The organism is Thermosyntropha sp. (genome assembly GCF_017656155.1).
Lineage (GTDB): Bacteria > Bacillota > Syntrophomonadia > Syntrophomonadales > Syntrophomonadaceae > Thermosyntropha.
On sequence record NZ_JACDOH010000006.1, the window covers coordinates 79,753 to 103,260 of the forward strand.

Below are 23,508 nucleotides of genomic sequence, written 5' to 3' on the forward strand. Positions count from 1 at the left end.
AAATGGGTTTTCTTGACACCATAAACATAAGTGCTTCCGGGCTCACAGCCCAGCGTTTGCGCATGGATACCATTGCCAATAATATGGCTAATGTTGACACTACGCGCACTGAAAAAGGAGGCCCCTATAGAAGACAGGTAGTAGTTTTAGAAGCAAGAAGTACTAAAAATAGCAAGACAAGTTTTCGCAGTATTTTAGACTCTAAAAGTTCAAATTTAGGAAGCGGAGTCAGAGTAAAAGAAATTCGCGAATTAGATGAAAATGAAGCTCCTTTTAGAAAAGTTTATGATCCCTCTCATCCCGATGCAGATGCGAATGGTTATGTGAATTACCCTAATGTAAATATTGTAGAAGAAATGGTCAACATGATTTCTGCTACCAGGTCTTATGAAGCTAATGCCAAGGTAATTGAAGCCACTAAAAGTATGGCTATGCGGGCTTTAGATATAGGAAAATAGTGGGAGGATAAAAGATGAAGCCGGTTGCTTTAGATTCAGTTTTGCTTAATACTGATACAGTGAAATCATCAAACAAAAATGAATCTCTTTCTAATGAAACGAGTTTTATTGACCTTCTTAACCAAGCTTTAAATGAAGTGGACAGACTGCAGAAAAATGCCTCTCAGAGTGCGATGAGACTTATTACAGGAGAAGAAGAATATTTGCATAATGTAATGATTGCATATGAAAAGGCAAGTCTAGCTTTACAGCTTACAGTTGAGGTTAGAAATAAAATTATTGAAGCATATCATGAATTAATGCGTATGCAGATGTAGATTTGGGGAGTTAGGAGATGCAGAACATATTAGAGAGGATAAGAAAATTTTTAAAAGGAACTGGTGAAGTCTGGTCTAAGCTTAATCTTAACCAGAAAGTCCTTATTGGGGGGGCTTCTCTTCTTCTTTTGATAGCCCTATTTTTTCTGATTTCAGGAACGAATAGCAAAAAAGGATATGAAGTTTTATATTCAGGCCTCAGTGAAAAAGATGCGGCTGAAATTGTAGCTAAGTTAGATGAGTATAAAGTTAACTATCAATTAGAAGAACAAGGAAACACTATCCTCGTTCCTTCCGATCAGAAATATAAAATAAGGCTTAATCTTGCGGCAGATAATCTCCCACACGGTGAGGCAGGTTTTGAATTGTTTCAGGAGAGCAATTTTGGAGAAACCCAGACGGATAAAAAAGTTAAGTATCAAAGAGCTCTTCAGGGCGAATTGGCACGGACTATTCAAAGTTTAGACAAGGTGAAGGCTGCAAAGGTGAATTTAGCTTTACCCGAGCCGTCCTTATTTTCTGAATATGAAGAATTGCCTAAAGCTTCGGTAGTTATCCGTACTGAGGATGATGATCCTTTAACTTCTAAAGAGGTTCGCAGTATTGTTAATCTGGTTGCCAACAGTGTAGAAAGGTTGCCCCCTGAAAATGTAGTTATAGTTGATCAAAATGGGAATCTGGTTTCAGATAATGTAGCTGCAGGATATATTGATACCACTGATGAGGTAAAGATGCAGCTGGCTATAAAGCGCCAGTATGAAAAAGAAAAAGAAGCAGCTATTCAAACTATGCTTGATAAGACTTTAGGCAAAGATAATGCAGTGGTGCGGGTTAATGCAGAATTGAATTTTGATGACAAACAACAGGTTGACGAGAAATATACCCATGACCCTGAAGGGCCTTTTGTCCGCAGTGAAAAAATTGTAAAGAAATCAGGAACCAGCACGGAAACTGCAGCAGCAGGAGTGCCAGGAACAGATGCTAATATTCCACAGTATGCTCAAAATAATGCAGGTTCACCCGCTTCCAGCTATGATGAGAGTGAAAAGACCCGGAATTATGAATTGAATAAAACAGAAACAGTTACCAGGTTTTCTAAAGGGGATGTGAAATATGAACATCTAACTGTTTCTGTTTTAATTAACAATGCTATAGTTGACGAAGTAAATTTGGGTGAAACTGAGGAAGAAAGAATAGAGAAGATAAGAGGTATAGTTGCTACTGCCTGTGGTTTAAAGGAAGACCCGGAAAATTCCAATATAGATTTGGCTGACAGTATATCGGTTGCTTTTATTGATTTTTACACTGAACCAGAACCAGAACCTGAGAAGGGCTCTTTTGTTCAAAATATGATGCAGCAACCTTATCTTCCTTGGCTTTTAGCTATTACTGCTTTGTTAATTGTGCTTGTAGCTTTTGTAATTATGCGTAGGAGCAGAGCAGTTGAAGAAATGCCTTCGCTTGAAGAAGAAAAAGCTGGATTTGAGGCAGTAGTTGAAGAAGAAATTAAGTTAGAGGACCTTATCGATAAAAATCTTACCCCTGAAGAAAAGGAAAAGCAGAAAGTCAGACATGAGGTTGAAAAACTAATTGATGAACATCCTGAAGATGCAGCTCAGGTAATTAGAGCCTGGTTGGCCGAGGATGAGAGGTGACAGATAAATGGCTAAAAAGGCATTGAGCGGTAAACAAAAGGCAGCTAATTTTTTGATTTTTATAGGACCGGAAAAATCGGCTAAGATTTTAAAACATATGAATGAAGAAGAAGTAGAACAGCTGACTTTGGAAATTGCTAACGTCCGACAGGTAACTCCGGAGAAGATGGATGATATATATCGTGAATTTTTTGAAATGTGTTTGGCCAGTCAGTATATTGGGCAAGGTGGCATAGTTTATGCCAAGGAAGTTTTGGAAAAGGCTTATGGTCCGGAGAAGACTATAGAGATAATAAGCCGTATTTCTGCTTCTCTGCAAGTGCGTCCTTTTGACTTTGTGCGTAAGACTGAGCCAGCACAGCTTTTGAATTTTATCCAGTCTGAACATCCTCAGACTATTGCTTTAGTTCTGGCTTATTTAGATCCGGAAAAAGCAGCCAGCATATTATCTGCTTTGCCGCCTGAGCAGCAGGTTGATGTAGCTAAAAGAATTGCCTTGATGGATACTACTTCTCCTGAAGTGGTAAAAGAAGTAGAAAAGGTTTTGGAACGAAAGCTTTCTTCTATTGCTCCGCAGGAAATGACTGAGGCAGGTGGCGTCAAATCAGTAGTAGAAATTATTAACCGGGTAGACCGGGGAACTGAAAAAACTATTATCGAAGCATTAGAAGTGCAGGATCCAGAACTGGCTGAAGAAATTAAGAAACTTATGTTTGTATTCGAAGATATTGTTATGCTCGACAATCGTTCGGTACAGAGGGTCCTGCGTGAAGTTGAAAGCCAGGATCTTGCTCTTGCTCTTAAGGGAGCAAGCACCGAGGTTTCTCAAAAGATATTCTCCAATATGTCCTCTAGGGCAGCCGAAATGTTGAAAGAAGATATAGAATTTATGGGACCGGTGCGTTTGCGTGATGTTGAGGAAGCACAGCAGCGTATTGTTAACATAATAAGAAGACTTGAAGAGGCTGGAGAAATAGTAATTGCACGCGGTGGGGGAGATGAAATAATTGTCTAGAATAATTAAAAATTCTAAGGTTAATTTAACTCCTCGGGTTATAAATGTGATCAAAGTCTCTCCTGCAGAAGAAAATGATGAATTTATTCCTCTAAATGATAATGATATAAATGATATAAGTCCTGAAGAGTTACAGTTAGAAGATCTTAAAAATGAAAGCGAAAAAATAATTAAAGAAACTGAAGATATGGCTATGGAGCTTCTTCAAAAAGCCCGGGAAGAAGCAAAACTTATTATTGCAGAGGCACAGGAAGAGGCTGATACTATAAGGGCCCAGGTTTATGAAGAAGCTCAGGAGTTAAGAAAAAAAGCTGAACAGGAAGGATATGAAGAAGGAATAAAAAGGGCTTTAGAAGAGATGGAAGAAAAAATAGAGAAAAGCCGGGAAGAGAGTGAACAGATAATAGAAGAGGCCAGCAGATTAAAGCTCGAGATTATGCGTTCTGTAGAACAGGATATTGTAAGTTTGGCCTTAGCTGTTGCCAAAAAAGTTATTATGGCTGAGATTAAATCTAATCCGGCGATTATTTTAGATGTGGTAAGGGAAGCCATAAGCTTTTTAGATCAGCCGGGAAATATAACTTTGCGCGTTAATCCAGAGGATATGAAAGTATTGAATAAATTAATGGAAAAAGGAGATTTTGCCGATATAGAAAATGAAGCCGGAAATGTTGAGTTAAAGCCTGATTTCAGGATAACTCAGGGAGGTTTTATTATTGAAAGTGAAAAAGGGGTAGTTGATGCCCAGATTGAAACCAGACTTACCAGTATTGAAGAGGCATTTAATCATGAAGTTTCCGGAGAATGAGGTATGTTTGATTTGGATAATTACATCAGAATACTAAATAATACACAGCCCTATAAGTTGAAAGGCAAGGTATCACAGGCCATAGGTTTAACTTTAGAAGCATACGGCCCTAAGGTAAGGCTGGGGGAGTTATGTTATATTCAAACAAAAAATTACAGCCAAAAGATGCTGCCTGCTGAGGTAGTAGGATTTAAAGAAAATAAGATTATTCTTATGCCTTTAGGCGACATGGAAGGGGTAAGCTCAGGGAGTGAGCTTATTGCCACAGGTAAAAATCTAGAGGTAAAAGTTGGCTTTGATCTTATAGGGAGGGTATTAAACGGGTTGGGAGAACCTATCGACGGTAAAGGTAGTATAAAAACAGAAGCCTTTTATCCGGTTATGAATAAAGCTCCTAACCCTTTAGAGCGCCGGCGAATAACTGAAGTTTTGCCGGTAGGAGTAAAAGCCATAGATGGTCTCATAACAATTGGCAAAGGTCAAAGAATAGGGATTATGGCGGGAAGTGGTGTGGGCAAAAGCACTTTGCTGGGTATGATAGCCCGTAATACAACGGCCGATATAAATGTAATTGCTTTGATTGGTGAGCGTGGACGCGAAGTAAGAGAATTTTTAGAGAAGGATTTAGGCGAGAAAGGTCTTGAAAAGTCGGTGGTAGTAGTTGCAACTTCAGATCAGCCGGCTTTAGTAAGGCTTAAAGGTGCCTTTGTTGCTACCAGCATTGCCGAATATTTTCGTGATCAGGGAAAAGATGTCCTGCTTTTGATGGATTCTCTTACCAGATTTGCCATGGCTCAAAGGGAGGTAGGTTTGGCCATTGGAGAGCCTCCTGCGACTCGGGGATATACTCCGTCCGTTTTTGCTCAGCTTCCGTTGCTTTTGGAAAGGGCAGGCAGTTCACATAAAGGTACTATTACAGGCATGTATACAGTTTTAGTTGAAGGTGACGATATGAACGAACCGGTAACTGATGCTGTTCGCGGGATTTTAGACGGACATATTGTTTTAAGCCGAAAATTAGCAGCGATGAATATGTATCCTGCTATAGATGTAAATAACAGCATCAGCAGGGTTATGATTGATATAGTATCTAAGGAACATTTAGAGCTGGCTAATCGCTATCGAAGCATACTGGCGGTTTATGCAGAGGCTAAAGATCTTATAGAGATTGGGGCTTATAAAAAAGGTTCTAACCCTCGAATAGATGAAGCAGTTGCTTTAATTGAAAAATGCTGGGATTTTGCTCGGCAGGATATTTATGAAGAAATAAGTTTTGAAGATACTCTTTTAAGGCTCAATGAAGCAGTTAAGAGGTAATTAAAATGAAACCTTTTAAATTTAAACTTCAGGTTAAGCTTGATATAAGCTCTCGTGAAGAAGCCATAGCCCGGGAAAAGCTTCAATTAAAGATTAGAGAAAAGGAAAGCATTGAGGCTGAATTGAATTTTTTAGAATCAGAGCTTGTCCGAGTAGAAAACATTGCCCGCAATGCGGTTAATTGTGCCGGTTCAGTCTATCTTATCCTGATGAGCCGTGAATATATTCCGATTTTGAAAGAACAGATTAGCCAGTGCAGGCAGAAGTTAGCTAGGGTAGAAGAAGAATTGGAAAAATTAAAAAGCAATTTAATTGAAAAGAGGCGTGAAGTTAAAACTTTAGAGAAAATTAAAGAAAGAGAATGGCTTCGATATTTGCATGATTTAAACCTGGAAGAACAAAAGTTTATCGATGAGGTAGCAGGTAACAGTTATTTTCGCAAACAAAAGAATAAAGAATAAATTAAGTTTTAACCGATTCAAATAAGGTATGTTTTACTGCCGGGAGTGGAGATATGAGCCGAAAAATTAAAGCTTTAGGAATTGTTATTTTGATTCTTATAATAGCATGTGGCATATTTTATGGATTATTATTCTTTGATATTATAAAGCCTCCGCGTTTTATTACAGATATTCCTGTAATAGGCAAGTTGGTTGGAAAGGAAAAAACAGAGCCCAAAAGCCAAGTGGAATTATTAAAGGAGGAAAATGAAAGGCTTAAAAAAGAATTAGAGAGTAAAAACGAAGAAATTCAAATGATTAAGAATGATTATGCCAAGCTTAAAAAAGAATTGGAACAGGAAAAGAAAACCATGGCTGAAATGGATGAAGAGCTCATAAAGTTAAGCGATGAGCTTAAATTGGCCGATAAAACCAGAAAAAGCCAGGAGGCTGCCTATAAAGACATGGCTAGTTATTTCAGCAACATGAAGATGAAGGATGCGGCCGATATAATAAGCAGGCTGGACGATAAAGATATAATAGGGATTTTGACCCAGATGGAAGATGAAACGGCTGCTGAAATACTTCAAAATATGGATAAGGAAAGAGCAGCTGATATAACAAAAAAAATGCTGGTGGTGAGTCCTCAATAAGGTCAGATGCGAGGTATATTGTGCTAAAGTTTAGTACAGTTTTCCTCGCCTGATTTATAAAGATTGAACAAGAAGAAAGGAGGTGAAAATGTGATAAATGCTGCAGTGCAAGGAAAAAATGCATTTTCACTAGAAATGAAGGCGTTTTCAGATTCTAAGTCAGCTTACTCCCGGGAAAGCAAAGTTAAAGCTGATAGCTTTAAAAAGGATTTTTGCGACTGCCTTAACAGGGAAAAAACGAATTCCATGATATCTTCAGTTTCCGGAGAGTCTGATGGTGAAGATAGTGCTAAACCTGATGACCTCAAGGCAACTTCTTCTGCCCAGCAGAATGAAGAAACAGAAAGTTATGTAAAAGAAAAGGCAGGAATTGAGCAAAAAGATATAGTTTTTTCTCAGGATAATTTGCTTTTATTGGTACAGATTTTAGAGGAGTTACTGGATTGTGCTGATGGCAATGAAAAATTTGAAGTTGAGCAATTGGCATCCCGGCTTTATTCCAATTTTGAACAGGAATTAAAAAAAGAGCCTGTGGAAATAAGCAAAGTTTATCTAGAACTGAAAGAGATTTTTAGGGGAAATTTACCTGAAAAACTTGTTCCTTTAGTTAAAGATTCAGTTTTAGCCAAAGGAATGCCTGAAGATTTTAATAAGCTGATATCAATTTTAAGAGAAACTGTTAATGCTGAAGATGATGGCACAAAATCTGATGTATTCCCGATGCTTACGAAAGAAAAAACGAAATCTGCATTTTACTATTATATGCGAAATGTATCTGATGAGCCTACAGAGGCTAAGCAGGGAAATTTAAGGGTCTTATTTCCTGAAGCACAAGGAAATGAGACAAAAAGCATAGCAGATTTTGAGTATTTTAAGCTTGCCGGGAAAAAGATAGAATCATCATTGCGTGTCAAAGCTGAAAATTTTGATTCATCACTTGATGCTGAAGGAAGTAAAAGCAATGTCCCCTGGTCAGATAAGCTGGTTAACAGTTTTAGAGGAACTTTGGCTTCCAATTCAGCTTTCTTGAGCCGGATGCCGCAGAATACCAGAGAGGTATTTGAACAAATTGTTCAAAAAGCAGAGCTTATGCTAAAGCAGGGCTTGTCGGAAATGAAGATTGAGCTTAAACCTGAGTTTCTTGGCAAGATGACTATAAAGATCTTGGTAGAAGAAGGAGCAGTTACAGCCAGATTTATAGCTGAAAATTATCAGGTAAAACATTTACTGGAAAATAATCTTAATACTCTGAAACAGACTTTGGAAAACCAGGGATTAAAAGTAGAAAAAGCCGAGGTAAGCGTTCAGCTCAATAATGGAGGAATGTTTGATGGCTCCGAAAACAGCCGACAGTTTATGTGGGAGAGACCAGAATTTTTCATGGGAATTGCTGAAGGCAGTATTTTAAAGGGAGAAGAAAAATCTGAGGCTGATGTCGTCGAACCATATGAATCTACTGGTGAAGGCTTGTATGGAATTTATGATAAAACCAGCAGTATGAATTTAATAATTTAATATCAGGAGGTGAAAAATTGACAGCTGTAAACAGCCAGTATAAATTTATTCCCTGGAACAGTACAAACAACGAGGACAGTAAAAAAACTAGCAAACAGAGTGACAAAAATGTTCTGGGAAAAGACGATTTTCTAAAGCTCATGATTACTCAGCTTAGGTACCAGAATCCTTTAGAACCGGTAAATGACAAGGAATTCATTGCTCAGATGGCTAATTTTAGCGAGTTAGAGCAGATGAAAAACTTGAATACCAGCTTTGAAAAACTGAGCAACCAGTTGGGTTCTTATATTGAATGGCAGAAGGCAAGCTCAGCCGTAGGAAGAAAGGTAGCCTATATTAGTTCAGAAGAATCAGAGAGTGAACAGGTTTTAGTGGGGGTAGTTGATTCCGTAGTTATTAAGGAAGGCAAGCTTTATTATAATATAAGCGGCGAGCTGGTTGAGGTGGATAGTGTAGTCGAATTTGGCAGGTTTGAGAATGAAGAAAGCGATATTTTAAAATCTATTCTGGGAAAATTAGAAGATATTTTAGAGGCCTCAACTTCAGAAGAAGGTGAAGTAAATGAATAATAAAATATTTTTTCAAACCCAGCCAATAACTCCGCTATCACCTAAAAAGAACAGTAATGTATCTTTAAAAACTGATGCCGGGAAAACCAGTTTCAGCCAGGTATTGAAGAAAGAAATAAACGAACCACTGAAATTTTCCAGCCATGCGCAGCAGAGGTTGAAATCGCGTAATATAGAATTAAGTCCGACTGATATAGCCCGTTTAGAGGAGGCTGTAGCTAAAGCCAGAAGCAAAGGAGCACGTGATTCCTTGATACTGATGGATGATCTGGCGCTGGTGGTAAGCATAAAAAATAACACAGTGATTACCGCAGTAAATGGCGAAAATCTGAAAGAGAATGTTTTTACAAATATTGACAGTGCAGTGATAGTATAAGGCTGGACCTCTTTAGAGGAAGCCTTCGGATGTGGAATGACTGAAGCATCCGGATAGATGCGTATTTAAAGAAAATCGAAAGTTTAAACTCTAGAGGAGGTCGTTTTAATATGATGCGCTCCATGTATGCTGGTGTTTCCGGGCTTAAGAATCACCAGACCAAGATGGATGTAATCGGCAATAATATAGCTAATGTTAATACTACCGGTTACAAAAAAAGCCGGGTAGTTTTCAAGGATACCTTATATCAGAGCATAAGAGGCGCTTCCCGTCCTACTGATGCTAGGGGAGGAACTAATCCTATGGGAATAGGTTTAGGGATGACATTAAGCAGTATTGACCAGATTCATACTCCAGCTCCAGCTGCCACGACCAACAAGACTACCGACCTGGCAATTGATGGCAACGGCTATTTTATACTGGAAAACGGTGGACAAATATTTTACAGCCGGGCTGGCAATTTTGATTTTGATAAAATGGGCAATTTAGTAAATACCTCTAATGGTTATAAGGTTCATGGTTGGATGGCCGATAAAACTCAGTTTGATGCCCAGGGCAACTGGAAAATAGATACGGTAAAAGCTTCCCAGCCCATAGATATTTCGGCTTTTAAGACTATTGAACCGAATGCAACTACGGAAGTTAAGTTTTCCGGCAATCTGAATTCTAATCTTTCGGTAGTAGCTAATCCGGCGGTTGATTCAGATAATGTGGTTATAACTTCTAAAGAAATTTATGATTCCCTGGGAAATAAACATACAATTTATTTTAGATTTTATAAAGTAGCTGAAAATGAAACCCTTAATGTAAAATACAATGATGATACTGGTACTGAGCAGACAACTGCAATTACAATAAATAAATGGAACTGTGATGTTTCTTTTGATCCTAATTTTCCTGCACCATCTGGAGGACCTCCGGGTGATTTGACTACAACCCAAACTATTGAAAATGTAATTATTTTTGATACAGAAGGCAATTATCCACAGACTGTTTCTGTTGATGGGAAAAAATATCAGATAACTGGTATTGCTGATCCAGGTTATACCTTCCCGCCTGTGCAGACGTTGACTGCTGTAATGACCAATGGGGCAAAAGATATTCAATTTGATGTGGATTTCAGCCGTCTTACTCAGTGGGAAACAAAATCTACTGCCTGGGCTGAACATCAGAATGGCTACAAGATGGGCAATTTGGTAAGCTTCACTATTGGTATAGATGGGACTATTTCTGGGGTTTATGATAATGGTGAAACCCGCAACTTAGCCCGTATTGCCCTGGCCAATTTCCAGAATCCAGCTGGACTTTTGCAGGCAGGCAGCAATCTTTACCAGGTTTCGAACAACTCCGGGGATCCTTTAGTTGGAGCTCCAGGGGATCAAGGAATGGGAAGTATTTTACCCGGAAGCCTAGAAATGTCCAATGTTGACCTTTCTGAAGAGTTTACAGATATGATTGTAACCCAGAGAGGTTTTCAGGCTAATTCACGTGTAATAACTACTTCTGACGAAATGCTGCAGGAGTTAGTTAATCTGAAACGATAAAAGACTTAAAGGGGCTTTTTGGCCCCCTTAAGCTGGATAATTTGGGGTGGAATGAATGATTTACCTTACCAGGCTGAATGGTGAAAAAATTGCGGTGAATATCGATTTAATAGAATTTATGGAAGAAACACCGGATACGGTTGTAACCTTGACTACCGGGCGTAAATTTGTGGTAAGAGAAACTATGGAAAACATTCGGGAAGAAGTTATAAAATTTAAGAAAGCATCATTTACTAATCTGAAAAAATAAACTGATAAGGGGTGAATTTTTTGCCTGAAGAAAGAAATGATGAAGTAAAAGAAAAATCTGGTTTTGACTTTAAAATTATATTAATTGGGCTTTTGATATTCCTTGTTGCAATGGGGGCTTCTTATTTTATGCTTAAAAGCCTTATCGCACCTTTCATGCCTGAAGAGGAGAAAAAGGGAACCAAGGAATTGACTGCTAATTTAGTTTCTGCCGGAGAATTTACGACTAATATCAATGACCCGGCAGGAAACAGATTTGTGAAGGTGGAAGTATATATAGAAGTAGAAGATAAGAAAAAGGTTGAAGAGATCAATAAATTTATGCCGGTTATAAAAGATACCATATTGAGCATTTTATCTTCTAAAACTGCAACTGATCTGGATGTAAGATACCGTGAAAAGTTGAAGGCTGAAATAAAAGATAGGCTTAACCAAAAACTGGGCGAAGAAATCATTCTTAACGTATACTTTACCAGCTTTATTATGCAATAAAGGGGCTTTAAAAAGGGGATGGCTGTATGAGTGAAATTCTGTCCCAGAATGAAATTGACCAGCTTTTGGCTGCGTTGACAAGTGGAACTATTGATGCCAATGAACTAAAAAAAGAAGAAAGCAAAAAAAAGGTGCGGGTATATGATTTTCGGCGCCCTAATAAATTTTCCAAGGATCAGATACATACCCTGCAGGTTATCTATGAAAATTATGCCCGCTCTTTAGGTACTTTGCTTTCAGCTCAGCTCAGGTCTCCAGTGCAGATAGAGCTGCTTTCAGTGGAACAGACAACCTATGAGGAGTTTATACGCTCCATTCCTAATCCTACCATATTGAATATATTTTCCCTCTATCCACTGGAAGGAAGCTCTGTTATAGAGATAAACCCCAAGTTAGGCTTTGCTTTTATCGACAGGCTTTTAGGTGGGCCGGGAACGGTTCCTGAGAAAACCAGGGCTTTGACTGAAATTGAACAAACAGTTATGGAAAGATTAGTTCAAAAAATGCTGGACTATCTTAGAGAGCCGTGGGAAAGCATAATTGAACTTGAACCTTCGTTAGACCGGGTGGAAACAAACCCGCAGTTTACACAAATAGTTTCACCGAGTGAGATAATGATAATTATATCTTTAGAAACTCAGATGGCTGATATTTTAGGGATGATTAATATTGGTATTCCTTTTTTAGTATTGGAACCGGTAATTGATAAACTCAGTGTGCATTATTATTATGCTTCTTTCGGACAGAAAACATCTTCGGAGAATATAGCTGTTATACAGCATAGGCTGGAACGAACTTATGTGACAGTTAAGGCAGTTTTAGGAAAAACCACGATTACAGTTAAAGACCTTTTAGAATTAGCCCCGGGCGATGTGATACCTTTAGAAAGGAGTATATCTGACGATTTGGAAGTAATGATAGGCCAGCATACCAAATTTCTAGGTAAACCAGGGACTTATAATAATCGATATGCGGTGCAGGTTTCCCAAGTGGTAAAGGAGGGAAATGAGGATGAATGACGGCATTTTGTCGCAGGAAGAAATAGATGCCCTTTTAAGTGGAGTTTCTAATTCTGACAAAAGTTCAGCTGAAGAAACTACTAGTTTAAGCAGTTTTGAAAAAGATGCCCTGGGAGAAATAGGAAATATTACTATGGGGACAGCTGCGACTACACTTTCTACCCTGCTCAGAAAGAGGGTTTCCATAACTACTCCCAATGTTGTGGTAACGAACAGGGAAAAACTACGGTCGGATTACCCACTTCCTTATGTGATAGCTGAAGTCATGTATACTGAAGGCTTAAGTGGAACCAATATTTTAACTATTAAACAGGAAGATGCGGCTGTGATTGCTGATTTAATGATGGGAGGAGAAGGGAAAATCTCAGATCCAACTTTAGATGAAATTAGGCTTAGTGCAGTTGGCGAAGCCATGAATCAAATGATGGGATCAGCTACTACCAGCTTATCTTCTATGTTCAATACCCGAATTGATATAGCTCCTCCTAAACTTACTATAGTGGATTTGGGACGGGAGAATTTGCAATTATCTACTGACTATAATGATATTGTTGCTATAAGATTTAAAATGGAGATTGACGATTTAGTAGATAGCGAAATAATCCAGATTATTCCTCTGGAAGTGGCTAAAAATATGATTAATACTTTAATGGGAAATACTGCAGAAGAATTAAGCGCTGCTGCCATTGTAGAGAAAGACAAAATAGAATCGCCTCCTAAAGAGCAGGTATCTGAAAGGCCGGCAGCAGCAGAGCCGATAAGAGATAGTGTGCCGCCACCTCCACCTTCGCAGGATAACTGGGGTGATTATATGTATGCTGATATGCCCTCTGGAGTCAAGAAAGGAGAAAATTTTACGGTGCAGCCTGTTCAATTTGCACCTTTAAAAGAGAGTCACAGTTCCCAGATGCCTAACAACATAGGCCTTATAATGGATGTCCCTCTTGAGGTCAGTGTAGAATTAGGCAAGACTAAAAAAACAATAAAAGAAGTTTTAGAGTTAAGCCAAGGTTCAATAATTCAGCTTGATAAGATGGCTGGTGAACCAGTTGACTTGCTCGTAAATGGAAAGCTTATTGCCAAAGGTGAAGTAGTAGTCATTGATGAAAATTATGGAATAAGAATTACTACTATAATAAGTCCGATGGATCGTATGAATAAATTACAATAATTAATTAAAATGGGGAGGAACAAAATGGGTAAGAAAGTTTTGATAGTTGATGATGCTGCATTTATGAGAATGATGATTAAAGATATTCTTACAAAAAATGGTTATGAGGTTGTCGGAGAAGCAGAAAATGGGCAGGTGGCAGTTGAAAAATATCAGGAGTTAAAACCTGATTTAGTTACAATGGACATAACTATGCCAGAAATGGATGGCATAGCTGCTGTAAAGGCTATAAAAGCAATTGATCCTGATGCTAAAATAATTATGTGCAGTGCCATGGGGCAGCAGTCAATGGTTATTGATGCTATACAGGCAGGAGCTAAAGACTTTATTGTAAAGCCTTTTCAGCCTGAAAGGGTATTGGAAGCAGTAAACAAGGCTATTAACTAGACTAGATTTGTAGTCTTCTGGATGTGAATTATAATGATATCTTTTAAAGAAAAAAGATATATAATTTTGTTTATAATTTTGGCCTTATTATTTGCTTTTACTGCCAGTTTAAACGCGGCTGATATGAATGAATTAAATAAAGAGTTGAATAAACAGCAGACAGAAGTTAAAACTGAAAGCCCCAGCCTGTTTTTAAGTTTTGTTAAGCTTATTTTGGCTTTAGGTTTAATAATAGGAGCAGCTTGGTCTATTTTGCACATTTTCAGCAAACAGATGAATATAAGAGCACAGGGGACATGGATTAATGTTGTAGATGAAGTTATGCTGGGGCAAAATCGCGGTATTGTCCTCTGTGAAATTGGTGAGAAGCTCTATGCATTAGGCATTACTGACCACAATATCAACCTTTTGTTTGAGGTGACTAATCCCAAGCTTTTAGAGGAGGTTAGCCAAGCTGATACTGGATATTTAAAAGAAGATAATAAATTTAATGAATTTATCAGAAATCAAATAATCAGTTTACTAAAAGGAAAGCCAAAGAATATATCACAAAAAAATAAGTTTTCCAGCTTGATGGAACAACAATTGATAAAGCAGCAGGAGTTAAGCAAATATTATATATCGAATGAGCATAATCAAAGTTCATCACATGTGAGAAGTGAGAAAAATGAAAAAAATATGGAATAATAAATATTTAATCTTTATTTTATTTTTTTCAGTTATATGGGCGGTATTATTTTTCTCAGCCCCGGTCAGTGCCGAACCTTTAACTATTCCCCCGGTTAATTTGCAGATAGGGGGCGAAACGGATAATCCTCAGAATTTATCAACAGTTTTACAGATTATAATATTATTAACCGTATTATCTTTAGCGCCAGCTATAGCTATTTTATTAACTTCTTTTACGCGAATAGTTGTAGTATTGTCATTTTTAAGAACTTCTCTGGCAACCCAGCAAATGCCGCCAAATCAGGTTTTAATAGGACTGGCTTTGTTTTTGACTTTTTTTGTTATGGCTCCAACTTTTCAAGAAGTTAATCAGAATGCTCTTCAACCTTATTTGCAAGGGAAAATAGGTCAAGAAGAAGCTTTTAAAAAAGCTATGGATCCTATGCGAGAGTTTATGTTTAAACAGACCAGGGAAAAAGACCTGGCTCTTTTTGTAAAGATGTCAGGGATTAAAAGGCCACATAATTTTAATGATATTCCTAATTATGTTCTCATACCGTCATTTGTAATAAGTGAGCTAAAAACTGCTTTTCAGATTGGATTTATAATCTTTATTCCTTTTTTGGTTATTGACATGGTGGTGGCAAGCGCCCTTATGTCCATGGGGATGATGATGCTTCCACCGATGATGATTTCTCTGCCATTTAAGATATTGCTTTTCATTCTGGTAGATGGCTGGAACCTGGTGATTCAGTCGCTGATTATGAGCTTTAAGTAGTATTTAAGGAGGCGAAATTTTGTACGAAGATATTGTCCTGGGAATTGCTCATCAGGCTCTTGTAACGACTCTTTTAGTTTCTGCTCCTATACTGGGGGCAGCACTTCTTACGGGTTTGCTTATTAGTATACTTCAGGCGACTACCCAGATGCAGGAAATGACCCTCGTATTTGTGCCTAAAATAGTAGTCGTACTTTTGATTACAGTTCTGTTTGGACCATGGATGCTCAATATTGTAACTGGTTTTGCTCATAATCTGTGGGCAACTATTCCCCAAATTATTTCTCTCTAAGGAAGGCTCAGGAGTTTTATACCTATGCCACTAGAAAGCTTTTTATTAGTATTGTCAAGAATGTCAGGTTTATTCCTGATTGCTCCTATTTTTAGCAGCCGGCAAATACCAGCAAGGGTGAAAATTTTTGTTCTTTTAGTTTTGGCAGCTACTATGGCCTATTTTGTTCCAGTTGAGTATGCATTTACCATAGAGACTCCGGGGTATTTTGTAGCTGCTATAGTAGTGGAAATAATAACAGGGTTTACTATTGGTTTTGTAGCATATTTGGTTTTTGCTGCAATCCAGCTGGCAGGACAGATTATGGATATGCAAATGGGTTTTGGAATTGTTAATGTGGTAGATCCACAAACTGGAACCCAGATACCCTTAATGGGAAATCTTACGCAGACTTTGGCTTTGCTTATATATCTATGTATTGATGGTCATCACTATCTTTTACAGGCCTTAGCTCAAAGTTATCAGGTTGTGCCGGTATTAGGTTTTCATTTTAACCAAGATTTTTGGGATTTACTGGTTGCAATAAGCGCATATATGTTTGTAATTGCTGTTAAGATTGCTATGCCTTTTGTTGCAGCTTTGCTTACTGCTGATATTGCTATGGGGTTTATTGCTAGAACTGTTCCCCAGATGAATGTTTTCATTGTTGGACTGCCTTTGAAAATATTGCTAGGTTTGTTTATGCTTATAATTTTGCTGCCAGTTTATATATGGATTTATGGAATTTTGTTTTCGCATTTTTTTGCTTATTTAGATAATGTCATCATGGTGATGGGGCTTTAGAATATGGCAGAAGAACCTATTATATTGATCAACCTTCAGCTTTTTGCTGATGGTGATGCAGGGGAAAAAACAGAACAGGCAACTCCGCGCAGGCGTGAAGAAGCCCGCAAAAAAGGGCAGGTTTTTAAAAGCAATGATTTAAATTCGGCAGTTATTTTAACAGTTGGATCAGTGGCAATATTTTTGACATTACCTCATGTTTTGGAGAGTTTTAAGGCTTTTACTGCTTTATTTATATTAGACCGAAGTATGCAGGATTTTACGAATGAATATGCACTTGATCTTTGGATTGAGACTTTATGGGTTATGGGAAAAATGCTTTTTTCCATCTTTTTGGCTACTTTTGTTACTGCTCTTTTAGTTACTTATTTACAGGTTGGTTTTGTGTTCAGCACAGAGCCTCTTGTCCCTAAACTGGAAAGATTAAATCCAGTAGAAGGATTTAAAAGAATTTTTTCCAAGCGTGCATTGGTAGAGCTTTTAAAGTCATTATTAAAAGTAATAATAACAGGGGACATAGTTTACAGTGAAATAAGAAAAGATTTGGAGATTTTTGCCTGTATGGTTGATATGGATATTTTACCGGCACTAAAGGTTTTAAGCAGTATGATTTTTAAAATCGCCTTAAAAGTAGGTGTAGTTTTTATAGTTATAGGTGTGTTAGATTATATTTACCAGTGGTATGAATATGAAAAATCTTTAAAAATGAGCAAATATGAGATAAAACAGGAATATAAGGAAACAGAAGGAGATCCTCAGATAAAAACGAGGCAGCGCCAGATTCAGCGGCAGGCTGCGATGCAAAGAATGATGGCAGAGGTTCCCAAAGCAGATGTGGTAATAACAAACCCTACTCATTTTGCAGTAGTTTTAAAATATGAAGCTGAAAAAATGGAAGCTCCCGTAGTTGTTGCCAAGGGGAAGGATTTTATCGCTTTGAAAATTAAAGAAATTGCTAGTGAAAATAATGTAATAATTGTTGAAAATCCGCCTTTAGCGCGAACTCTTTTTTTTGCGGTAGATATAGGACAACAGATTCCGGAAGAAATGTACCAGGCAGTGGCCGAAATAATAGCTTATGTATATAAACAAAAAAAGATTGTATAAAGATCCGGAGGATTTATTTTTATGGAGACAAGAGCAGGTTGGATGAATTTATTGCAGGAGCGAAGTGATATAATAATTGCAATTCTAGTAGTTTGCATTGTTCTTATGATGCTGATTCCCATGAAGCCAGCTCTTTTAGATATAATGCTCACTTTTAATATAAGTTTTGCTTTAATAATCCTTATGGTTTCCATGTTTAATAGTGATCCCTTGGAATTTTCGGTTTTCCCTTCTCTACTTTTAATTATGACTTTATTTCGCCTAGCCCTTAATGTTTCTTCTACTCGGTTGATTTTATTAAATGCGGAAGCAGGGCAGGTTATTTATACCTTTGGTTCTTTTGTAGTAGGCGGAAATATGATAGTAGGAATGGTTATTTTCTTAATACTGGTAGTAATTCAGTTTATTGTTATAACCAAGGGTGCTGAAAGAGTAGCAGAAGTTGCTGCTCGCTTTACGTTGGATGCTATGCCGGGAAAACAGATGGCTATAGATGCAGATCTTAATGCAGGGCTTATTGACGAACAGGGAGCAAAGGAAAGAAGACAAAAAATTCAGCGTGAAGCAGATTTTTATGGAGCTATGGATGGAGCCAGTAAATTTGTAAAAGGTGATGCTATTGCCGGAATAATAATAACCCTTATCAATATAATAGGAGGATTAATTATAGGCTTAGCTCAGAAGGGTTTTACTTTCGACAAAGCTATTCAAACTTACACTATTCTTACCGTTGGAGATGGATTGGTAACTCAAATACCTGCTTTATTGATTTCTACTGCAACTGGGATAGTTGTGACCAGAAGTGCTTCCAAATTTAGCCTAGGCCGGGAGGTAACCTCTCAGCTTTTCAGTCATCCTAGGGCTTTAGGTATTGCAGCAGTTATACTTGCAGTTTTAGGGACCATTGGGCTGCCTAAGTTTCCAATGTATTTACTGGCAGCACTATTTGGTTTTCTGTTTTTTGCTTTTCGTCGTTCTGCCTTAGAAATCGCCGAAGTGGAGGAAAAAGAAGAAGTAGAAGAAGTAGAGGAAATAAAACGTTCTGAAAATGTAATGGAACTTTTGCAGGTTGAAAAAATGGAAATAGAGCTGGGGTATGGTCTGATTCCCCTGGTGGATGTTGAACAAGGGGGGGATTTGTTAGACCGTATAGTTATGATAAGGAGGCAGTGTGCAGTAGAACTAGGATTTATTGTGCCTCCTGTTCGTATAAGGGATAACATGCAGCTTAAGCCTAATACCTATGTTATAAAAATCAAGGGCATGGAAATAGCAAATGGTGAGTTGATGCTAGAAAATTATTTAGCTATTGGTGCAGACATAGAGAATGATACTGAGCTTTATGGTATTGATACAATTGAACCGGCATTTAAGCTCCCGGCAAAGTGGATTTTAACTGAGCACAAGGATTTAGCTGAAATGAAAGGTTATACGGTAGTTGATCCTCCTTCTGTTTTAGCTACTCATCTTACTGCGGTTATTAAAAATCATGCTCATGAGCTCTTGGGTAGACAGGAAGTTCAGAATATGATTGATTTTATAAAAGAGCAGAATCCTGCTGTTGTAGAAGAGCTTATACCTGACCTTATGAGTGTAGGTGAAATTCAAAAGGTTCTGGCTAATCTTTTAAGAGAACAAGTTTCAATTCGCGATATGCTTACTATTCTTGAAACTCTAGCTGATTATGCGAAATTAACGCGGGATACAGATGTCCTGACTGAATATGTGCGGCAAACTTTAAAAAGACAGATTACCAGACAGTATACAGATGAAAGTGGTGTAATGAAGGTCTTAACTCTTGATCCTGCTTTAGAAGAAAAGATGCGGGAATCCCTGCAGCAAAGCGAATTTGGGTCTTATCTTGCTTTGGACCCTGAATTGGCTCAAAGGTTGATAGATAAGCTTAATATTTATTACCAGGATATGATGAATCGAGGAATAACCCCTGTAATATTATGTGCTCCAATTCTCAGAATTTATTTCAAGAGAATGATAGAAAGGTTTATCAGTAATTTTGCAGTTCTTTCTTATAATGAGGTAGACGGCAATGTTAATATTGAAGTTGTGGGGATGATAGCTGTATGAAAATAAAAAAGTTTTCTGCCAGAGATTATCAGACTGCACTTAACTTGGCCAAGGCAGAAATGGGGCCGGATGCTATAATTTTGCAAACGGAAAAAATTAAAAAAAAAGGAATCCTTGGTTTGTTTTCTCCACCTCGAGTTGAAATTACGGTAGCAGTAGATGATACCTTGAAAGTTAAAACTGATAAAACAAGACAGCCGCTTTTCCCTGAAGCAAAAGAAGAATGCAAGAATGTTCCTGCTAATCATTTGAAAACCGATTACAACGACAACCTGTTTAAAGAATTGACTAGCATGAAAATGATGATGGAAGAAATACGCGGTAAGATGTATGAAGTAGAGCTGATGAAAGGAATGCCTGAACAGCTTAAGAAATTTTTTGATTTACTCGTGGAAAATAATGTAAATAAGGATATCGCTTTAAATATTATTAATAAAGTAGAAAACAGACTGCCGCGTGATCGTGCAGATGACAAAATGTGGGTAAGAGATTTAATAATTAACACCTTAGAGGAATATGTAAAGGAAGTAAGACCTATTGAAATAAATTCCAGCTGCAAAGGTACAGTTGTGATGCTAATTGGACCTACCGGGGTGGGCAAGACTACCACTATTGCTAAGTTGGCGGCTAACCTTACTTTTATGGATAAAAAGGATGTAGCCCTGATAACCCTTGACACTTACCGGGTTGCAGCTGCTGAACAGCTTCGTACATTTGCTGAGATTATTGGTATTCCTATAAGTGTAGTTTTTGACCAGGTAGAATTGTGTGAAGCTGTAGAGGAATATAAAGATAAAGATGTAATTTTTATAGATACTGCAGGACGCAGTCCATATAATGACGAACAGCTAGAAGAACTTAAAACTTATATTGAGGTAGCATGTCCGGATGAAATTATTTTAGTTTTAAGTGTTACTACCCAGAGCAATGAGCTTATAAATATATACAACCGTTTTAGCCTTTTTAAAATTGATAAGGTTATATTTACTAAAATTGATGAAGCACAAAATTATGGGCAGATTCTAAATGCAATTTATGAAATTCGCAAACCAATTGCTTATATAACCAACGGGCAGAATGTTCCGGACGATATTGAAGTTCCTGACCCTCTTTATTTAGCTAAAATGCTTCTAAGAGAGGATGAAGCATTATGAAGAGTCAAGCTGACAGGTTAAGAGAAATAGCATTGACAGTTAAACAGCAGATTGAGAGCGAAATGAGCAAGATGGTTAAAAATACCCGGGTAGTAGCGGTAAGCAGTGGGAAAGGAGGAACAGGTAAAAGCACTCTGGCTCTTAATATTTCTATTACTTTAGCCTTGCATGGGAAAAATGTAATTTTGCTGGATGCAGATATGGGTCTTGCTAATATAGATATTATGCTGGGGATAGTTCCACAGTACAATATCTATCATATGATACAAGGAAAGAAAACTTTGCGGGAGATAATTTTATCTCATCCTTCTGGTATTGATATTATTCCGGGTGGTTCTGGTATAAGTGAACTGGCCAATTTATCAAAGGAACAGCTGAAAAGGGTATTAATTGAACTTGGAACACTAGATGGAGAATATGATTTTATGATTATTGATACAGGAGCAGGCATATCTGATAATGTAATGTCTTTTCTCCTTGCTTCAGATGATGTCTTGGTAGTTGCTACTCCAGAACCTACATCGATTACTGATGCTTATGGCATCGTAAAAGGTTTGAGCCAGAATCGTTTTAAAGGAAATTTATTTTTGGTAGTTAACAGGGTAGCTGATTCCCGTGAAGGGGTTCTGGTGGCAGAAAAATTTCGGTTGGTATGTCAGAAATTTTTGAACCTGGATATAAAGGTTTTAGGTTATGTAACCAATGAGCCTATGGTTCAGGAGGCAATAAAAAGACAGAAATCATTTATTCAAGTTTTTCCTCAGAGTGTTGCGACCAGAAACATATATGAGATCTCAGAAAAATTAGTTTTGCAGACTTGTGAACGAGAAGCAGGAAAAGAAATAAAACCAAAAGGGATTAAAAACTTTTTTAAAAAGCTGATGAGTTTTACTAAAACACAGGGGGAATAAAGATTTATGGAAGATGTCCGGCTTAATCAGTTGGTTGAGATTGAATATCAAGGAGAGGATGGCGTAGAGTATCTTCCAAGTAGGGTAGAAGGGATAAATGAGGAGAATATCCATCTGGCAGTTCCTATACGCAAAGGTCAGCTGGTTCCTATACATATTGACCAAAAGATTAAGGTTTGTTTTACCACGGAAAATAATTCCTATGCTTTTATTGCGAATGTTTTAGGTCGTAAGCGGGAGCCGGTACCAGTATTGATAGTTTCTAAACCGGATAAAATTGTAAAGATTCAAAGGCGTTCATATGTAAGGATTCCGGTATCTATTCCTGTTTTTTATAGAGCTATACCTGATGGACAGGATTATGAACCAGGGCAAACAGTAGATATAAGTGCAGGAGGGACGCTTTTTTTATCAAAGTCGAAGCTGGAGCCGGGGCAAAAGCTGGAATTGGAGTTAAACTTGCCTAATAGGCCTAAGATTATTTGTCAGGCTGAGGTTAAGAGATATATTCCACCAGAAGTAAGTGGTGCTGGAAATTACAAGATTGCAGTAGAATTTAAGGATATAAGTGAAAATCAGAGGGATCAGATTTTTAATTTTATTTTCGAAAAACAGCGGGAGTGGATAAAAAAAGGCCTCTTGGATGTAAAAAGGAGGTAAAAATTTTTTATGAATAAAATCAAGGTTTTGGTAGTTGACGATTCTGCTTTTATGCGAAAGGTGATCGGGGACATAATCAACAGCGAACCTGATTTAGAGGTTGTAGATAAGGCAAGAAACGGCAATGAGGCTATTTCAAAAATAAAAGAGCTTAATCCTGATGTAGTAACTTTGGATGTTGAAATGCCGGAGCTCGATGGTATTTCCGCTTTAGAAAGGATAATGCGCGGACATCCCGTACCTGTTATTATGTTGAGCAGCCTTACCAAAAGTGGAGCAGATTTAACATTGAAAGCTCTACAGCTGGGTGCCGTAGATTTTGTAACTAAACCGTCGGGCCAGATATCCCTGGACATTAATAAAATAAGAGATGATATTGTCAGAAAAATAAAAATTGCAGCAGGTACTAAGAGGAATTTGGCGAAATTGAATAATATAGTACAGATAAAAGAAAAGACAATTTTAAAATCAATAAATAAAGAAACTTTACCTGATAAAAATTTAAATAATCTGGTAGTGATTGGAACTTCTACCGGGGGGCCTAAAGCTTTACATCAGGTAATACCCAAGCTGCCGGGTAACTTCGATGCAGGTGTATTAGTAGTTCAGCACATGCCTCCAGGTTTTACTAAGTCATTAGCTGAAAGATTAGATTCTGTGTCAGAATTAAAAGTAAAGGAAGCAGAAGATGGAGAGAAAATTATTCCAGGGTGTGTTTATATAGCTCCAGGAGACCATCATTTATGTGTTAAAGCTCATAATACAGGAAATTATAGAGAATTATTTATTATTAGTGATAAATCTATCCCCCCACGTGGGGGACTCAGACCAGCAGTTGATGTAACATTAGAATCAGTTGCCGAAAATTACTGGGGTAAGATTATTGTAGTTATTATGACAGGAATGGGGCATGATGGGGCAGCAGGTTTATCTTATGTCAAAGAAAAAGGAGCTAAAGTAATTGCAGAACATGAATCAACCTGTATAGTATATGGTATGCCAAAGGCCGCCATAGAGACTGGTAAAGTTGATAAAATTGCACCACTTTATGAAATAAGTGATGAAATAGTGAAGATGCTCTGAG

The 23,508-nt window shown here is 37.7% G+C and carries 27 protein-coding genes; all 27 read left to right on the plus strand.

The features are described from left to right. Positions 1-2 precede the first annotated feature (2 nt). The 27 genes from flgC (at position 3) to H0Z36_RS07395 (ending at position 23,507) form a co-directional block, all read left to right on the plus strand. Complete coding sequence (gene flgC / locus H0Z36_RS07265) at positions 3-458, plus strand: flagellar basal body rod protein FlgC (RefSeq protein WP_296864983.1); 456 nt, start codon at positions 3-5, stop codon at positions 456-458. Between the two features lie 14 nt (positions 459-472). Continuing rightward, positions 473-775 (plus strand): flagellar hook-basal body complex protein FliE, encoded by a 303-nt coding sequence (fliE, locus tag H0Z36_RS07270; protein WP_296864985.1) that lies wholly within the window; start codon positions 473-475, stop codon positions 773-775. Between the two features lie 17 nt (positions 776-792). Further along, complete coding sequence (gene fliF / locus H0Z36_RS07275; RefSeq protein ID WP_296864987.1) at positions 793-2,430, plus strand: flagellar basal-body MS-ring/collar protein FliF; 1,638 nt, start codon at positions 793-795, stop codon at positions 2,428-2,430. Positions 2,431-2,437: 7 nt separating this feature from the next. Then, complete coding sequence (fliG, locus tag H0Z36_RS07280) at positions 2,438-3,445, plus strand: flagellar motor switch protein FliG (protein ID WP_296864989.1); 1,008 nt, start codon at positions 2,438-2,440, stop codon at positions 3,443-3,445. Next, the gene (locus H0Z36_RS07285; protein WP_296864991.1) at positions 3,438-4,253 is read left to right on the plus strand and encodes a FliH/SctL family protein; all 816 of its coding nucleotides are present in this window, start codon (positions 3,438-3,440) and stop codon (positions 4,251-4,253) included. Before fliG ends, H0Z36_RS07285 begins: the two co-directional genes overlap by 8 nt. A 3-nt stretch (positions 4,254-4,256) precedes the next feature. After that, positions 4,257-5,570 carry a flagellar protein export ATPase FliI gene (fliI, locus tag H0Z36_RS07290; RefSeq protein ID WP_296864993.1) on the plus strand — a complete coding sequence of 438 codons (1,314 nt, stop codon included), beginning with the start codon at positions 4,257-4,259 and terminating at the stop codon, positions 5,568-5,570. A gap of 5 nt (positions 5,571-5,575) precedes the next feature. After that, positions 5,576-6,031 (plus strand): flagellar export protein FliJ, encoded by a 456-nt coding sequence (gene fliJ, locus H0Z36_RS07295; RefSeq protein ID WP_296864996.1) that lies wholly within the window; start codon positions 5,576-5,578, stop codon positions 6,029-6,031. 53 nt (positions 6,032-6,084) lie between these two features. Continuing rightward, complete coding sequence (locus H0Z36_RS07300) at positions 6,085-6,663, plus strand: hypothetical protein (protein WP_296864998.1); 579 nt, start codon at positions 6,085-6,087, stop codon at positions 6,661-6,663. Between the two features lie 90 nt (positions 6,664-6,753). After that, positions 6,754-8,178, plus strand: a complete 1,425-nt coding sequence (locus H0Z36_RS07305; RefSeq protein WP_296865000.1) for a flagellar hook-length control protein FliK — start codon at positions 6,754-6,756, stop codon at positions 8,176-8,178. A gap of 17 nt (positions 8,179-8,195) precedes the next feature. After that, positions 8,196-8,747 (plus strand): flagellar hook capping FlgD N-terminal domain-containing protein, encoded by a 552-nt coding sequence (locus tag H0Z36_RS07310; RefSeq protein WP_296865002.1) that lies wholly within the window; start codon positions 8,196-8,198, stop codon positions 8,745-8,747. Beyond that, positions 8,740-9,123, plus strand: coding sequence for a TIGR02530 family flagellar biosynthesis protein (locus H0Z36_RS07315; RefSeq protein WP_296865004.1), 384 nt, complete (start codon positions 8,740-8,742; stop codon positions 9,121-9,123). Before H0Z36_RS07310 ends, H0Z36_RS07315 begins: the two co-directional genes overlap by 8 nt. A 110-nt stretch (positions 9,124-9,233) precedes the next feature. Further along, the gene (locus tag H0Z36_RS07320; protein ID WP_296865006.1) at positions 9,234-10,667 is read left to right on the plus strand and encodes a flagellar hook protein FlgE; all 1,434 of its coding nucleotides are present in this window, start codon (positions 9,234-9,236) and stop codon (positions 10,665-10,667) included. A 55-nt stretch (positions 10,668-10,722) separates the two neighbouring features. Next, positions 10,723-10,917, plus strand: a complete 195-nt coding sequence (locus H0Z36_RS07325; protein WP_296865009.1) for a flagellar FlbD family protein — start codon at positions 10,723-10,725, stop codon at positions 10,915-10,917. An 11-nt stretch (positions 10,918-10,928) separates the two neighbouring features. Continuing rightward, positions 10,929-11,408, plus strand: coding sequence for a flagellar basal body-associated FliL family protein (locus tag H0Z36_RS07330; protein WP_296865011.1), 480 nt, complete (start codon positions 10,929-10,931; stop codon positions 11,406-11,408). A 26-nt stretch (positions 11,409-11,434) separates the two neighbouring features. Beyond that, a complete protein-coding gene (gene fliM / locus H0Z36_RS07335) occupies positions 11,435-12,427 on the plus strand; it encodes a flagellar motor switch protein FliM (RefSeq protein WP_296865013.1) in 993 nt (330 codons plus the stop codon). Further along, positions 12,420-13,598, plus strand: a complete 1,179-nt coding sequence (fliY, locus tag H0Z36_RS07340) for a flagellar motor switch phosphatase FliY (protein ID WP_296865015.1) — start codon at positions 12,420-12,422, stop codon at positions 13,596-13,598. Before fliM ends, fliY begins: the two co-directional genes overlap by 8 nt. 24 nt (positions 13,599-13,622) lie before the next feature. Beyond that, positions 13,623-13,985, plus strand: a complete 363-nt coding sequence (locus H0Z36_RS07345) for a response regulator (RefSeq protein WP_296865017.1) — start codon at positions 13,623-13,625, stop codon at positions 13,983-13,985. Positions 13,986-14,018: 33 nt separating this feature from the next. Next, positions 14,019-14,672 carry a flagellar biosynthetic protein FliO gene (fliO, locus tag H0Z36_RS07350; RefSeq protein ID WP_296865020.1) on the plus strand — a complete coding sequence of 218 codons (654 nt, stop codon included), beginning with the start codon at positions 14,019-14,021 and terminating at the stop codon, positions 14,670-14,672. Next, positions 14,653-15,432, plus strand: a complete 780-nt coding sequence (gene fliP / locus H0Z36_RS07355) for a flagellar type III secretion system pore protein FliP (protein WP_296865022.1) — start codon at positions 14,653-14,655, stop codon at positions 15,430-15,432. The genes fliO and fliP overlap by 20 nt, the downstream gene beginning before the upstream one ends. A gap of 19 nt (positions 15,433-15,451) precedes the next feature. Further along, on the plus strand, positions 15,452-15,724 hold the full coding sequence (gene fliQ, locus H0Z36_RS07360; protein ID WP_296865024.1) for a flagellar biosynthesis protein FliQ: 273 nt from the start codon (positions 15,452-15,454) through the stop codon (positions 15,722-15,724). A gap of 24 nt (positions 15,725-15,748) precedes the next feature. Next, positions 15,749-16,507, plus strand: coding sequence for a flagellar biosynthetic protein FliR (gene fliR / locus H0Z36_RS07365; RefSeq protein ID WP_296865026.1), 759 nt, complete (start codon positions 15,749-15,751; stop codon positions 16,505-16,507). A gap of 3 nt (positions 16,508-16,510) precedes the next feature. Then, the gene (gene flhB, locus H0Z36_RS07370; protein WP_296865028.1) at positions 16,511-17,614 is read left to right on the plus strand and encodes a flagellar biosynthesis protein FlhB; all 1,104 of its coding nucleotides are present in this window, start codon (positions 16,511-16,513) and stop codon (positions 17,612-17,614) included. 21 nt (positions 17,615-17,635) lie between these two features. Continuing rightward, positions 17,636-19,699, plus strand: coding sequence for a flagellar biosynthesis protein FlhA (gene flhA / locus H0Z36_RS07375; RefSeq protein ID WP_296865030.1), 2,064 nt, complete (start codon positions 17,636-17,638; stop codon positions 19,697-19,699). After that, a complete protein-coding gene (gene flhF / locus H0Z36_RS07380) occupies positions 19,696-20,853 on the plus strand; it encodes a flagellar biosynthesis protein FlhF (RefSeq protein WP_296865032.1) in 1,158 nt (385 codons plus the stop codon). Before flhA ends, flhF begins: the two co-directional genes overlap by 4 nt. After that, positions 20,850-21,764, plus strand: a complete 915-nt coding sequence (locus H0Z36_RS07385) for a MinD/ParA family protein (protein ID WP_296865034.1) — start codon at positions 20,850-20,852, stop codon at positions 21,762-21,764. Before flhF ends, H0Z36_RS07385 begins: the two co-directional genes overlap by 4 nt. A 6-nt stretch (positions 21,765-21,770) precedes the next feature. Then, positions 21,771-22,424, plus strand: a complete 654-nt coding sequence (locus H0Z36_RS07390) for a flagellar brake domain-containing protein (protein WP_296865036.1) — start codon at positions 21,771-21,773, stop codon at positions 22,422-22,424. A gap of 9 nt (positions 22,425-22,433) precedes the next feature. Beyond that, on the plus strand, positions 22,434-23,507 hold the full coding sequence (locus H0Z36_RS07395) for a chemotaxis response regulator protein-glutamate methylesterase (protein ID WP_296865039.1): 1,074 nt from the start codon (positions 22,434-22,436) through the stop codon (positions 23,505-23,507). Position 23,508: the final 1 nt, after the last annotated feature.